Origin of the sequence: Citrobacter sp. EC_71, from assembly GCF_019584005.1 — a bacterium.
GTDB lineage: Bacteria > Pseudomonadota > Gammaproteobacteria > Enterobacterales > Enterobacteriaceae > Citrobacter > Citrobacter werkmanii.
The window spans coordinates 13,289-27,538 of record NZ_VDAY01000001.1 but is presented as its reverse complement, the minus strand read 5'-3'; the positions used below and the strand labels follow the sequence as shown (position 1 = coordinate 27,538).

The following is a 14,250-nucleotide window of genomic DNA, read 5'->3' as shown; positions in this document are numbered from 1 at the left end:
GCGCGCTACCGGGTAACGCGCCATTTCGATGGGATTAACGTGTGCCGTAAACGACGATGGTCTTACCGTGAGCGGAGATCAGGTTCTGATCTTCCAGCATCTTCAGAATACGACCAACGGTCTCACGGGAGCAGCCAACGATCTGGCCGATTTCCTGGCGGGTGATTTTAATCTGCATACCGTCCGGGTGAGTCATCGCGTCAGGCTGTTTTGCCAGATTCAGCAGAGTCTGAGCAATACGACCGGTGACGTCGAGGAAGGCAAGGTTGCCTACTTTTTCAGACGTGACCTGCAGGCGACGAGCCATCTGAGAAGACAGGCGCATCAGAATATCCGGGTTGACCTGGATTAATTGGCGAAATTTTTTGTATGAAATTTCAGCGACTTCACATGCGGTTTTGGCCCGTACCCAAGCGCTACGTTCCTGGCCTTCTTCGAAGAGGCCTAATTCACCAATAAAATCGCCCTGATTCAGATAAGAAAGGATCATTTCTTTCCCTTCTTCATCTTTGATCAGCACTGCCACTGAGCCTTTAACGATGTAATACAACGTTTCCGCTTTTTCACCCTGGTGAATCAGCGTGCTCTTCGATGGGTACTTATGAATATGGCAATGAGACAAGAACCATTCGAGAGTCGGGTCTGTTTGCGGTTTGCCAAGCACCATGCGCGGTTATCCTCTGTTATAAGCTGTCTCCAGAGCCAGAAAACGACGCTGCCTCTGGGTTTGCAAAAATGTGCTTCCCGCTACCTGGGAAGGGGGCTACTAAAAATAGACTGCAGCCTGTAATGTGATGTCCTCTGCATACATGCAGTACGTCAATGTATTACTGTAGCATCCCGACTGTTTTAGCATAGCTTTCGCCGTGTGTCTCCTGGTGTCTCGCTTCAGCATGACGCAGGTCGCCTTCCGTTGCGAGAATTGTTATGTACGCGTAATCTGTCAGGAAAATTGAAACATTGGAGTTACGAATTATGCAAGCGCGTGTAAAGTGGGTTGAGGGGTTAACCTTCCTCGGTGAGTCCGCCTCTGGCCACCAAATTTTGATGGACGGTAACTCCGGTGATAAAGCGCCGAGCCCGATGGAAATGGTATTAATGGCTGCCGGCGGTTGTAGCGCAATTGATGTGGTATCGATCCTGCAAAAGGGTCGTCAGGATGTGACCAACTGCGAAGTGAAACTGACTTCAGAGCGTCGTGATGAAGCGCCGCGCCTGTTTACCCACATCAACCTGCATTTCATCGTAACGGGTAACGATCTGAAAGATGCGTCAGTCTCCCGCGCCGTCGATCTTTCAGCGGAAAAATACTGCTCCGTGGCGTTGATGCTGGAAAAGGCAGTGAATATTACCCATTCCTATGAAGTGGTTGCTGCGGCGTGATGCCATGCCTGATGGCGTTTCACTTATCAGGCCTACAGGATATAAACACGTAGGCCGGATAAGGCATCAGCCGCCATCCGGCAAAAGACCACATCACTCTATCTTCTTACCTTCCATCAGTCGCTGTACCAGCGGCAGCATAATCAATTCCATCGCCAGACCCATCTTGCCGCCAGGTACGACTAACGTATTGATATGGGAAATGAATGATCCCTGCAACATGGCCAGTAACCACGGGAAGTCGATCCCTTCCAGGTTACGAAAATGAATCACGACAAAGCTTTCATCCAGTGATGGAATGCTCTTAGCGGCAAAGGGGTTGGAGGTATCGACGGTCGGTACGCGCTGAAAGTTAATGTGCGTACGGGAAAACTGCGGCGTGATGTAATTGATGTAATCGTCCATTGAGCGCACAACCGAGTCCATCACCGCTTCACGCGAGTGTCCACGCTCGCTGGTATCGCGGGTCAGCTTTTGGATCCATTCCAGGTTAACGATCGGCACCACGCCGACCAGAAGATCGACATGCCGGGCCACATTTTGCTGTGGAGTGACGACGCCGCCGTGTAGCCCTTCATAGAACAGGACATCCGTCGGTTCAGGCAATGGCTGCCAGGGGGTAAACGTTCCCGGGACCTGGTTCCACGGTACGGCTTCATCGTAGGTGTGCAGATATTTACGCGACTGACCTGTTCCCGTCTGGCCGTATTCAATGAAGGTTTGTTCCAGCAGACCAAAGTCATTGGCTTCGGGACCGAAATAGCTGATATGCCGCCCGGCATCGCGCGCTTTGCGAATCGCCATGTCCATTTCTGGACGGGTATAGCGATGAAAACTGTCACCTTCCACCTCGGCGGCGCGCAGATTTAGCTGCGCGAAAATTTTACGAAACGCGAGGCTGGTGGTGGTGGTCCCCGCGCCGCTGGATCCTGTTACCGCAATCACCGGATGTTTGGCAGACATAACAACTCCATGAATAGGTTGATTTTTTATTATAGTCAGCCGTCGGCTACGGATTACTCGTGAATCTGCTTCCTCGGCATGATGTTGACCGTTTCATGCAGTTCGGACCACACCAGGACGGCTTCACCTGATTGTAGTTGGCGTTTGACGTCGGCGACTTTTTGTTCGAGCGAGCGTTCATGTTCACCATAATCGGTGCCTTCGCGCAAGACAAAGCTTTCAATCAGATTGTCCAGTGCGTCCGGGGAGATGTCTTGCCAGGGGATAATCATGATGACGCCTCCAGATACGTTGTCAGCCAGTCGGGAATTCTTGATTCCAGCCACATCTCAGGGCGGCGCACCGTGCCGCCAATAAATCCGACGTGTCCACCGTGTTCAGTTAACTGGTACTCCACCTGTGAGGGCAGGTTTTCCGGTTCAGGGATCACGTGATGATCCATAAACGGATCGTCCTTGGCATGGATAATCAGCGTCGGTTTGGCGATCTGATTAAGCAATGGCATGGCGCTACACTGGCGGTAATAGTCTATAGCATCGGCAAAACCGTGGATTTTGGCGGTGATCAGATCGTCAAAATCACGAATGCGACGCAGGGATTTCAACTGGGTCAGACTCACCGGCAGCGAACCCGGATAGGCCTGTAGCTTACGCGAGGCGTTAGCTTTCAACAGATTGAGCAGATAGCGTTGGTAGACGCGTGAGAACCCCTTCTCCATATGGTAGCTACAGGCTTCCAGCACGAAAGGCGCAGAGACAATAACCGCTGCATCAATGGGAATGTCGTTGCCTTCTTTGGCCAGCAGGCAGGCCAGCATGTTCCCGCCGAGTGAATAGCCTACCGCCGCGGTCGGCACACGACCAAACTCGCGCGCCAGCCAATGTAAAAACCAGGTGCCATCTTCTGTTTCACCAGAATGATAAATACGGTTGAGACGATTTGGCTCGCCGCTGCAGCCGCGAAAATGCATAACCACGCCCAGCCAGCCACGCTTTTGCGCTGCTTCAATCAGGCCATGTGCGTACGGGCTGTTCAGACTGCCTTCCAGACCGTGAAAAACCACCAGGCGCGGTTTGTGCTTCGCCTGTTGCGGATCTTCACTCCATGCCAGATCGACAAAGTCACCGTCGGGTAATTCCAGACGCTGCCAATGGGCGTCGAACTTCACCTTGCGGCGAATTAAACGCGGCAGCATTGTCTGCAAATGGCGGTTACTGATACCGCGCATCGGGCGGAATTCTCGCGAATCATCAGTAGGCGGGATCATTTCTGTGGACGTGATTTCAACCATAACACCAGAGCAATTAATAATCGGAAAGAATAACTATACCGCGCGCAGCGCTTGCGGGTTAGCCAATATGTGATTTTGTCGCTAGTCAGTCAGCAGGTTACGCGAGAAAAGATGAAAATCGACGTCGGGCTTTCGTCGCCACAGGCGAGCTTTACGCGTCCCTGTCGCTACGCTTTCTCCGGTATCTTCAAACATTCCTGACGCTTCAAAGCGGCGAATCAGACTTTTACGCTGGATCGACTGACCGAGGATCACCTCGGTGGCTTCGAGCAGTTGCCCATGGGTAAATGTCTCCGGCAAGCAGTATACAGGCAGGAGTGAGTACATCGTTTTTTGCCGTAAGCGATGCAGGGCCGCCGTAATGATATCTCCGTGGTCGAACGCGAGTGAATAATTTTTCAGCTCATCAACCGGGACCCAACGGGCATTGCTGACGCTGGCGATGTGCGGCGCACAGTCTACCCAGGCGATTAGCGCAAACCAGATAACCGTCAGACTCCAGCCGCGCGGGTCGCGATCCGGGCCGGAAAAGGTATCCAGTTGTTCCAGCCACGAAGGCAAAACACCTGTTTTTTCAGTGAGCTTGCGTAGCGCTGTGGCGCGAGTGGAGTCATCGTGCTCGATATCAATGAAGCCACCTGGTAATCCCCAACACCCTTTTTGCGGCTGGTTTGCACGTTCAACCAGTAATACGCACAGCGCCTGTTGATGCAGGGTAAACAGCACGCTATCGACCGTCACCAGAGGTGAGGGAAAGCGGCGGGCATCGTATTGATTCAGGTAGTCGGCTTCGGTGGTCATAAAGTACTCACGATGATTTGCAACGCCCACAAGTGTACCAGTCCAATACCGGGGGGCAAGGTTCGTTTTTTCTTATTATTTATCAGTTGATTATGGCGCAGTCTAAAAAAATGCATTTTGTGCTTGCTTAATATGTGTCTTAGGGACATTATTGATTGTGTCGAAGGGACACAATTAAAGGTGAGCGTGATGAGCATAAAACTGACACTAACGTTGGACGACCAGAGCTACGGAGTGACACACGGTGTTTTTCCTGATGGCGCCGTCTGGTTGAAGGTTACTGAAGTATTACCTCCCTTTGCTCGTCTGATGCGCATTCGTGCGACGGCGATGCGCGACATGAACGACTTTATGCTGTTGGCGCAACTGGTGGAGGCGGTTCGCCATCAAACGGATGTACTGGTCAGTCATCTCGAGCTTCCCTGGTTGCCGTGGGCACGTCAGGATCGCCATATGGTGGCGGGTGATAGCTTTGCGCTGAAAGTCTTTGCCAGCCAGCTCAATACGCTGCAATTCGATAAGGTGAAGGTGCTCGATCCGCACAGCGACGCGGCGGCGGCAGCTATCAATAATTTTGTGGCGATTTCACAAGAGACTTGCCTGCTGCACAGCGCGACTTTGCAGCGCCAGTTCCAGCAAAAAACGCTAATGCTGGTCGCCCCCGATGCCGGAGCGCTGAAGAAAATTGATGCCGTTGCCAGAGCGGTCGGTGTAGCGGAGTACGCCGTCCTGAGCAAAAAACGCGATGTAGCAAGTGGCAAGCTGACGGGATTTGCTTTAGTGGCTGGAGACGTGAGGGGCAGGGATATGCTGATTGTTGATGACCTGTGTGATGCCGGCGGTACGTTCATCGGCTCTGCGCAGGTACTCCGTGATGCTGGCGCCCGTAGCGTCAGCCTGTATGTTACCCACGGTCTTTTCACTAAGGGCGTCGAACACCTGTTTGCGAACGGTATTGATGCTATCTACACCACCACCTCTTTCGCTGCCCCGACGCTGGAACATCCGCAGCTTGAGCTTATCGATATTGACGCGATTTACCGCGCCTGAGGGAGATACTGATTATGAAAATGAACCCGATTCTGGCTATCGACGGCTACAAAGTTTCTCACCGCGTACAGTATCCGCAAGGAACCAGCCGCGTGTATTCCAACTTTACCCCGCGCAGCGATCGCTTTTTCTCCTCGCCGTTGGTGGATGGAAAACTGGTGTTTTTTGGTCTGCAAGGTTTTCTGCAGTGGTTTCTGGTTGATCTGTTTAACGAGGCGTTCTTTGCCCGTCCGGAAGACGAGGTGGTCAGGGAATACAAACAGGTCATGGACAGCTATCTCGGCAAAGATGCGGTAGCAGTTGATCATATCCGCGCCCTGCATCAGTTGGGCTATTTGCCGCTGCACATCAAAGCGCTGGATGAAGGCAGCAAAGTGCCGATGGCGGTGCCCGTTTTAACTATCATCAATACCCAACCTGAGTTTTTCTGGTTGGTGAATTACCTGGAGACCGTGCTGTCGGCAGAACTGTGGAAGGCGTCAACAAATGCCACCATTGCTCATCACTATCGTAAAATCTGCGCGCGCTGGGCACAGAAAACCTGTAGCGAGCTGACGCACCTGGACTTCCAGTGCCATGACTTTTCCTTTCGCGGTATGGCCGGATTGCAGGACACCATGCAGGCGGGCAGCGGCCACTTGTTGAGCTTTAAAGGGACCGACAGTATTCCATCTCTGCTGTACGCCCGCGATTATTACACCGACGGCGAGCCCTATTTTATCGGCGCCAGCATTCCGGCGACCGAGCACAGCGTGATGTGTATGGGGGAGCGTGAGCATGAGATTGAAACCTTCCGCCGCCTGATTGCCGATCTCTACCCGCAGGGATTTGTGTCGATTGTCTCTGATACGTGGGATTACTGGCAGGTACTGACGGAGTACACCCGCGAGCTGAAGAACATCATTCTGGCGCGGGAGGGACGGGTGGTTTTCCGTCCGGACAGCGGTAACCCGGTTGAGATCCTGTGCGGTACTGGCGCGGATGAGGATACCCGAGCCGATCGTACGGCACAGGAGAAAGGCTCTGTGGAGGTGCTGTGGGAGATATTTGGCGGCACGGTTAACGCCAAAGGCTACAAGGTGCTCGACCCACATGTGGGGCTGATTTATGGCGATTCCATCACCCTTGAGCGGGCGAATGAGATCCTGCGTCGTCTGGAAGCGAAAGGTTTTGCCAGTTCAAATGTGGTGTTTGGCGTCGGTTCTTTTACCTATCAGTACAACACGCGTGACACCTTCGGTTTTGCGATGAAGGCTACGTGGGGAGAAGTCGACGGTAAAGGGCGGACGATCTTTAAAGAGCCGAAAACCGATAATGGCTTAAAACGCTCTGCCCGTGGTTTGCTGCGTGTGACGAGGAATGAAGCAGGCGATTTATGCCTGCATGACGAACAGACCTGGGAGCAAGAGCAGGAAGGGGAACTGAAAACTCGTTTTCTCAACGGCAAGCTGTTTAACCGTCAGCATTTCGACGAAATCCGCCAGCGTCTGGCGGCGCAAAGGTAATTTCCCGCAAGCGGGTAGCATTACCCGCTTCCTCCTCCCTCCCGGCGTAAATTGATCATCGTCACAAATGGTTACTTCAATTATTACTCTCAAGCTAATGATTCTTTCCTACGCTTAATTGATGACTTTCTCACCAGGGTGCACACTCTTTCCAGTGTTAAGCAATCAAAATGATTAGCTGAATCAGGAGGTTAATAATGTTATCTGGGCAAACGCCAGCACGAGTCTGGAACACCCGCCGCACGGAAAAACAGCGCCGTCTGGCCTCCGTTCCGGTGCAGGGTAAGGTGCTGCCGACCGCAGACCTGACCGCGATGCTGGAAAAACTGATCGCGCCGGGTGACCGCGTGGTATTAGAAGGGAATAACCAAAAGCAGGCAGATTTCTTGTCCCGTATGCTGGCTGAGGTGAACCCGCAGATTGTGCATGACCTGCACATGATCATGCCAAGCGTCGGGCGCAGCGAGCATCTGGATATCTTTGAAAAAGGCATCGCCCGCAAGCTGGATTTCTCCTTCTCCGGCACCCAGAGCCTGCGTATCTCGCAGCTGTTGGAAGATGGTCAGCTGGAAATCGGCGCCATCCATACTTACATCGAACTTTACTCCCGTCTTTACGTCGACCTGGCCCCGAACGTGGCGCTGATTGCCGGTTATAAGGCTGACCGTAAAGGCAACCTCTACACCGGGCCGAGCACCGAAGATACGCCAGCGCTGGTGGAAGCCGCCGCGTTCCACGATGGCATTGTCATCGCGCAGGTGAACGAACTGGTGGATGACGAATGCGACCTGCCGCGCGTGGATATTCCGGGTTCCTGGATTGACTACGTGGTTGTCGCCGACAAGCCGTTCTTTATCGAACCGCTGTTTACCCGTGACCCGCGCCTGATTAAACAGGAACATATCCTGATGGCGATGATGGCGATTAAAGGCATCTACGCGGAGCACCAGGTGCAGTCGCTGAACCACGGTATCGGCTTCAACACTGCCGCTATCGAACTGCTGCTGCCGACCTACGGCGAACAGCTGGGGCTGAAGGGCAAAATCTGTAAACACTGGACTTTGAACCCGCATCCGACGCTGATCCCGGCGATTGAAAGCGGCTGGGTAGAAAGCGTGCACTGCTTCGGCGGCGAACTGGGGATGGAAGAGTACATCCGCGCCCGTCCGGATATCTTCTTCACCGGTTCCGACGGCTCGATGCGTTCCAACCGTGCTTTCTGCCAGCTGGCAGGTCAGTACGCGGTGGATATGTTTATCGGTTCGACCCTGCAGGTTGACGGCTACGCCAATTCCTCAACGGTGACCCGCGGCCGCCTCTCCGGCTTCGGCGGCGCGCCGAATATGGGTCACGATCCGCACGGTCGTCGCCACGCGACCCCAGCCTGGCTGAACATGATCACCGAACCGGATCCGATGCAGCGCGGTAAAAAACTGGTCGTACAGATGGTGGAAACCTTCCAGGCCGGCGTGAAGCCAACCTTCGTTGAGAAACTGGATGCGGTAGACGTGGCGAAAGCCTCCGGTATGCCGCTGGCTCCAGTAATGATCTACGGCGACGACGTGACCCACGTGCTGACTGAAGAAGGTATCGCCTACCTCTACCGCGCCAAAGATCTGGAAGAACGCCGCGCGATGGTTGCTGCGGTTGCCGGTATCACCGATATCGGTCTGGGCGTTGACGCGAAACGCGTTGCTGAACTGCGCCAGAGCGGCAAAGTAGTCTATCCGGAAGATATGGGCATTCGTCGTACCGACGCCACCCGTTCGCTGCTGGCAGCCGGTAGCGTCGCTGACCTGGTGGAATGGTCCGGCGGTCTTTACAACCCACCTGCGAAATTCCGGAGCTGGTAATGAAACTTCTGCCCCAGATTCAGGTTGAAGGCGGTGCCGAATGGCTGGCGCGAACCGCCACGCAGTGTCTGATTGACGAAGCACGATTAAGCCCGAAACCCGGTCTGGTGGACAGTCGGGGTAACGGCGCGCACCACGATTTATCGCTTGCGCTAATGGAGCGCTCCGCGCACAGCCTGACCCCCACGTTTCAAGCGCTTGCGCAACAGAGCTGGCAGCGGCCAGCCGATATTGCGCTGAGACAAACCGTAGGGCGACTAGGCCGAGAAGGTGAGAAACAGATGATGGCCGCCACCGACGGCGTGAATACCCACCGCGGCGCGATTTGGGCGCTGGGGCTGCTGGTCAGCGCGGTGGCGATGCACGGCGGCGTGGGCAGCGCGCAGCAGGTAGCGATGACCGCCGCCGAGCTGGCAAAACTGCCGGATGCCGCCGCGCCGAAGGTCTTCAGTAAAGGGCTACGCGCCACCCACCGTTATCAGGTGCCGGGTGCCAGAGAAGAGGCGAAGCAGGCGTTTCCGCACGTGATGCAGCGTGCGCTACCGCAGCTGCGTTTAAGCCGCCTGCGCGGTAGTAGCGAGACGCACGCGAGGCTGGATGCGCTGATGGCCATCATGACCTCGCTGACCGATACCTGCGTACTTTCTCGTGCCGGGCTGGAAGGGCTTGATGCCATGCAGGACGGCGCGCGCGCCGTGTTGAATGCAGGCGGCAGCGCGCACCCGGCGGGTCAGGCGGCATTAGCGGAACTGGATAGCCAGATGCTGGCGCTGAACGCCTCGCCGGGCGGCGCGGCTGACCTGCTCGCCGCCACGCTATTTCTCGATCGCGTCGAAATCACGTCGAATCGCCGTATTTAAAGCATTAAGAGGATGTTATGGAACACATTACGTTAACCGTACCGGCCAGCCGCACCTTAAGCGGCAAAGCGCTGGCAGGCGTTGTGGGCTCCGGGGATATGGAGGTGTTATTCACCGCCGACCAGGGCCAGACGTTAACCATTGATATCACCACTTCTGTCGATAACAGCATCAGCCGTTGGGAAGCGCTGTTCAACCGTCTGCAAACGGTCAGCAGCCTGCCGGCGGGCAAACTGACGATCCATGACTTCGGCGCGACGCCGGGTGTGGCGCGCATTCGTATCGAACAGGTATTTGAAGAGGTGAGCTATGCGTGATGATCGCAGTTTTATCGAATTAAAAGCACGCCAGCGTGCGCACGCGCTGCTGGACGAAGGCAGCTACCGTGAACTGCTCGACCCGTTTGAAGGCGTGATGTCGCCGTGGCTCGGCGCGCAGGGCATCGTCCCGCAGGCCGATGACGGCATGGTGGTGGCGAAAGGCACCATTAACGGCAAACCGGCAGTGGTGGTGGCGATTGAAGGAGCGTTCCAGGGCGGCAGTATGGGCGAAGTGTCCGGCGCCAAAATGGCGGCGGCGCTGGAGCTGGCGGCGGAAGATAACCGCAACGGCATCCCGACTCAGGCGGTACTGAGCCTGGAAACCGGCGGCGTGCGCTTGCAGGAAGCCAACCTTGGCCTCGCGGCGATTGCCGATATTCACGCGGCGATTGTGGACCTGCGCCGTTATACCCCGGTGGTCGGCATTGTCGCCGGTACCGTGGGCTGCTTCGGTGGGATGTCCATCGCGGCGGCGCTATGCAGCTATCTGATTGTCACCCGCGAAGCGCGTCTCGGCCTCAACGGCCCGCAGGTTATCGAACAGGAAGCCGGGATTGAAGAGTACGACTCCCGCGACCGTCCGTTTATCTGGAGCATGACCGGTGGCGAAATTCGCTACCAAAGCGGGCTGGTGGAAGCGCTGGTCGACGACGGCGTCAACGCGGTCAAAGCCGCCATGAACGAGGCGCTGGCCAAAGGCGTACCGGCAAAACATCGAACCGATAACTACGACTGGTATCTCGATCGTCTGACCAACTTCGACACGCGCAAACAGGCCGATACCGAACAGATTCATGCGCTCTTTGCCCGGGAGGTGAAATGATGAGTAACGCAATGAGCCGTGGCCAATTATGGCTGGAAACCCTGGTGCCAAACGCTAAACGTATCGAGGGCCTGTGTCCGTCCGTCCAGGCTGCCGACGGCGAGCTGAACGGTGAAACCGCGCGTTTTATCGCGGTCGTTCCCGATGCCAATAACCATTATCCACGCGCAGCCAAAGGCGAAGTAGGTCTGCTGGAAGGCTGGACGCTGGCGAAAGTGGTGAGTGAAACCATCGCCGCTGATGCCGATAAAGCCGTCAAGCGGCCGATTGTGGCGGTGATCGACGTGCCGAGTCAGGCCTACGGTCGCCGTGAAGAAGGTTTCGGCATTCACCAGGCGCTGGCCGGTGCCGCGGCGGCGTATGCCAACGCGCGTCTGGCGGGCCACCCGGTGATTGGCCTGATTGTCGGTAAAGCGATGTCCGGCGCGTTTCTGGCGCACGGCTACCAGGCAAACCGCCTGATCGCCTTTAACGATAAAGGAGTGCTGATCCATGCGATGGGTAAAGAGTCGGCGGCGCGCATCACCCTGCGTACCGTTGACGCGCTGGAAAAACTGGCGGCGACCATTCCGCCAATGGCGTATGACATCAGCAACTACGCCACCCTGGGGCTGCTGGAAAATCTGCTGGATATCAGCAATCCGGACGCGCCTTCTGCTTCCGATCTGGCGCTGGTGAAAACCACGCTGCAACAGGCCATCAATGACGCTCGTCAGGACCCGACGCTGAAAAGCCGTCTGGGTGCCGACAATCGCCGCAGCTCTGCCCTCGTACGCGAACGCATGCGAGCAAGCTGGTAAGTAAAAAAGAGACCTGCCGGATGTACGGCTTCATGGGCGCTTTCCGCGCCCATGCGGGCAGCTGCATCTGAAAAAATAATAATCATCGCGCCAGTGCTAACTTTTTTTCATTACAGGTGAAATATGACTTACGTAATTGTTCATGCTCTTGCTCCGATTTTCGTCATTATGTTACTGGGATTCTGGGCCGGGAAGGCCAAAATGGTGGATAACAAGAATGTCTCCCTGCTCAATATCTTCGTGATGGACTTTGCATTGCCTGCAGCGCTGTTTAGCGCAACCGTACAGACGCCGTGGGCTGGCATCGTTGCGCAGTCGCCGCTGATTGTGGTGCTGACGCTGGCAATGTGGATTACCTATGCCGCCATCTACTTTATGGCGACCAAAGTTTTCAAGAAATCTCCACAGGATGCCGCCGTGCTGACCCTGACCGTTGCGCTGCCAAACTACGCCGCGCTGGGTCTGCCGATTCTGGGTAGCGTGCTGGGTGAAACCTCTTCCACCTCGCTTTCCGTTGCCGTTTCCATCGCCTGCGGCTCTGTGCTGATGACGCCGTTCTGCCTGCTGATCCTCGAACGTGAGAAAGCGCGCGCGGAAGGCGGTAACTCCGGTTCTACGCTCTCCATGCTGCCGGTGCTGATGTGGCGTTCGATTAAAAAACCGATCGTGATGGGCCCGCTGTTGGGGGTTATCCTCTCTGCCATTGGTATTAAAATGCCGGAACTGGTGCTGGCGGCTATTAAACCGCTGGGTCTGTCTGCTACTGCGGCGGCGCTGTTCCTGACTGGTGTGATCCTCTCTGCGCGTAAACTGCAGATTAACACCGTGGTGATCACCTCAACTATCGCTAAACTGCTGATTCAACCAGCGATTGCCTGGGGTATCGTGCTGATTTTCGGCCTGCATGGCTCCGTAGCGATTACCGCTATCCTGATGATTGCGCTGTCCGCGGGCTTCTTCGGTGTGGTATTCGGTAACCGCTTTGGCGTGCAGTCGCCGGATGCAGAAGCCGTGCTGCTGTTGAGCTCGGTACTGTGTATCCTGTCGCTGCCGCTGTTTATCTCGCTGACTTCAGGAATCTAAATCATGAGCACAACATTACGTCCACACGACTTAATCTGGCTGAACGCGCGCGACGCGCTCGAAGATGTCACGGAATCCTGGGTGGATACCGTCTGGCATAGCGGTCTGCCGGTAGTGGTGCGGCGTGATGTTGATGCGCAGGGGCGCATTCCCGTGGGTGTCCGCGGGATGAAACGTGAGCAGCGCGCCGCCGGTTGGGTAAAAGCGGAGGCGGTCGTTCGCGTCTGCTCGCCGGAATCGCTGGTGGATCCGCTGTCGCTGCTGCGTTCGCCCTTTATCTCTCAGCCACCGGTTCAGGTGGCTTTGTTATTGGCGCAGCAGGCGTGGCCGTGGACGTGGGGTATTACCGGGAGTACCGGCTATGCGCTGGCGACCGGGATCCCGGTTATCCACGCGGCAAGCGATCTGGATCTGCTGATCCGCGCGCCGCAGCCGCTGGCACGCGAGCCGCTGGCGATGTGGCAGCAGCAACTGACGGGCGGGCTGTGCCGGGCGGATACCCAGGTGGAAACGCCCTGTGGCGCGTTTGCCCTCAACGAATGGCTGCGTGACGGTAAAGCGCTGTTAAAAACCTCACAGGGGCCGCAGTTGGTCCGCGACCCGTGGGGCAGGGAGGAGTCATGAAAATTCTGTTTACCTTTCCGGGGCAGGGAACGCAGCACGCAGGTATGCTGCAAAACCTTCCGGGGACCGAACTGACCCAGGCGCGTGACGTGTTGGGGGCCGAGGTGGATATGCTGGATAGCCCTGAAGCGTTGAAACATACCCGAGCCGTTCAGCTGTCTCTGCTGATTGCCGGCGTTGCCTGGGCGCGTGAGCTGGAACGTCGTGGCGTAGCGCCCGATATCGTGAGCGGGCTGTCGATCGGTGCTTATCCGGCAGCGGTTATCGCGGGTGCGTTGGAATTCAGCGATGCGCTGCGGCTGGTGGCGCTGCGCGGTGACTTAATGGAGCAAGCATACCCACATGGTTACGGTCTGACGGCCATTATGGGGCTAACCCTGTCGCAGGTTGAGTCACTGGTCGACGGCAGCGGCACCTATATCGCCAACCTGAACGCGGAAACGCAGATTGTGATTGCGGGTAGCGATGAAGCGATGGCCTGCGTGGCGAAGCGGGCGCTGGAAAAAGGCGCCAGCAAAGTGCATCGGCTGGCGGTGAGCGTGCCGTCCCACTGTGAACTGCTGGCCGAGCCTGCACAAAAGCTGGTTGAGGCGTTCAGCCATGTGACGCTTTCTCGTCCACGCTACGCCTATCTGAGCGGCAGTACCGGGCGCGTGCTGTGGCAGCCGGAACGCATTGCCGACGATCTGGCGATGAATATGGCGCGCACGGTGCGTTGGCAGGAGGCGGTTATCTCCGCTAACGAACGTGAAGCGCGGCTGGCGATTGAAATGCCACCCGGTGGCGTGCTGACCTGCCTGACGCGTCAGGCAGCGTGGGAAGGGGAGTCTATCGCCCTGGAACGCAGCGGCGTGGATGTTGCTGTGCACCTGGCAAAACGCCTTCGCGCATGAT

The 14,250-nt window shown here is 56.2% G+C and carries 15 protein-coding genes and 1 pseudogene; 11 read left to right on the top strand and 5 right to left on the bottom strand.

Annotated features, from left to right (window positions below; all coding sequences use genetic code 11):
• Positions 1-34: 34 nt before the first annotated feature.
• Positions 35-667, bottom strand: a complete 633-nt coding sequence (gene crp, locus FHD02_RS00160) for a cAMP-activated global transcriptional regulator CRP (RefSeq protein WP_000242758.1) — start codon at positions 665-667, stop codon at positions 35-37.
• 308 nt (positions 668-975) lie between these two features.
• Here crp and FHD02_RS00155 point away from each other — a divergent pair, with 308 nt between their 5' ends.
• A complete protein-coding gene (locus FHD02_RS00155; RefSeq protein WP_003827750.1) occupies positions 976-1,383 on the top strand; it encodes an OsmC family protein in 408 nt (135 codons plus the stop codon).
• Positions 1,384-1,476: 93 nt separating this feature from the next.
• Here the strand turns inward: FHD02_RS00155 and FHD02_RS00150 are convergent, their stop codons facing one another.
• The 4 genes and pseudogenes from FHD02_RS00150 to FHD02_RS00135 form a co-directional block, all read right to left on the bottom strand.
• The gene (locus FHD02_RS00150; protein WP_042312044.1) at positions 1,477-2,346 is read right to left on the bottom strand and encodes a phosphoribulokinase; all 870 of its coding nucleotides are present in this window, start codon (positions 2,344-2,346) and stop codon (positions 1,477-1,479) included.
• Positions 2,347-2,399: 53 nt separating this feature from the next.
• Positions 2,400-2,618 carry a YheU family protein gene (locus FHD02_RS00145; RefSeq protein WP_003023615.1) on the bottom strand — a complete coding sequence of 73 codons (219 nt, stop codon included), beginning with the start codon at positions 2,616-2,618 and terminating at the stop codon, positions 2,400-2,402.
• Positions 2,615-3,674 (bottom strand): annotated as a pseudogene (locus FHD02_RS00140) (hydrolase). The gene FHD02_RS00145 and the pseudogene FHD02_RS00140 overlap by 4 nt, the downstream one beginning before the upstream one ends.
• A 44-nt stretch (positions 3,675-3,718) precedes the next feature.
• Complete coding sequence (locus FHD02_RS00135; protein ID WP_220393501.1) at positions 3,719-4,438, bottom strand: NUDIX domain-containing protein; 720 nt, start codon at positions 4,436-4,438, stop codon at positions 3,719-3,721.
• Between the two features lie 189 nt (positions 4,439-4,627).
• Here FHD02_RS00135 and prs point away from each other — a divergent pair, with 189 nt between their 5' ends.
• The 10 genes from prs to mdcH all read left to right on the top strand — a co-directional run bounded on the left by prs (position 4,628) and on the right by mdcH (position 14,249).
• Positions 4,628-5,488, top strand: a complete 861-nt coding sequence (gene prs, locus FHD02_RS00130) for a ribose-phosphate diphosphokinase (RefSeq protein WP_137361494.1) — start codon at positions 4,628-4,630, stop codon at positions 5,486-5,488.
• Between the two features lie 14 nt (positions 5,489-5,502).
• Entirely contained in the window at positions 5,503-6,993 is a 1,491-nt protein-coding gene (locus FHD02_RS00125; RefSeq protein ID WP_220393425.1) for a nicotinate phosphoribosyltransferase, read from the top strand.
• Positions 6,994-7,190: 197 nt separating this feature from the next.
• Positions 7,191-8,846: a malonate decarboxylase subunit alpha gene (gene mdcA / locus FHD02_RS00120; protein WP_038634792.1), complete on the top strand. Its 1,656-nt coding sequence runs from the start codon at positions 7,191-7,193 to the stop codon at positions 8,844-8,846.
• Positions 8,846-9,706: a triphosphoribosyl-dephospho-CoA synthase gene (locus FHD02_RS00115; protein WP_220393424.1), complete on the top strand. Its 861-nt coding sequence runs from the start codon at positions 8,846-8,848 to the stop codon at positions 9,704-9,706. Before mdcA ends, FHD02_RS00115 begins: the two co-directional genes overlap by 1 nt.
• Positions 9,707-9,723: 17 nt before the next feature.
• Positions 9,724-10,023: a malonate decarboxylase acyl carrier protein gene (gene mdcC, locus FHD02_RS00110; protein WP_137361491.1), complete on the top strand. Its 300-nt coding sequence runs from the start codon at positions 9,724-9,726 to the stop codon at positions 10,021-10,023.
• Entirely contained in the window at positions 10,016-10,849 is an 834-nt protein-coding gene (locus FHD02_RS00105; protein WP_137361490.1) for a biotin-independent malonate decarboxylase subunit beta, read from the top strand. The genes mdcC and FHD02_RS00105 overlap by 8 nt, the downstream gene beginning before the upstream one ends.
• Complete coding sequence (gene mdcE, locus FHD02_RS00100; RefSeq protein WP_220393500.1) at positions 10,849-11,649, top strand: biotin-independent malonate decarboxylase subunit gamma; 801 nt, start codon at positions 10,849-10,851, stop codon at positions 11,647-11,649. The genes FHD02_RS00105 and mdcE overlap by 1 nt, the downstream gene beginning before the upstream one ends.
• Positions 11,650-11,772: 123 nt before the next feature.
• Positions 11,773-12,732: an AEC family transporter gene (locus FHD02_RS00095; protein ID WP_079225899.1), complete on the top strand. Its 960-nt coding sequence runs from the start codon at positions 11,773-11,775 to the stop codon at positions 12,730-12,732.
• A 3-nt stretch (positions 12,733-12,735) separates the two neighbouring features.
• Entirely contained in the window at positions 12,736-13,356 is a 621-nt protein-coding gene (locus FHD02_RS00090) for a malonate decarboxylase holo-ACP synthase (RefSeq protein WP_137361489.1), read from the top strand.
• A complete protein-coding gene (gene mdcH, locus FHD02_RS00085) occupies positions 13,353-14,249 on the top strand; it encodes a malonate decarboxylase subunit epsilon (RefSeq protein WP_137361488.1) in 897 nt (298 codons plus the stop codon). Before FHD02_RS00090 ends, mdcH begins: the two co-directional genes overlap by 4 nt.
• Position 14,250 lies beyond the last annotated feature (1 nt).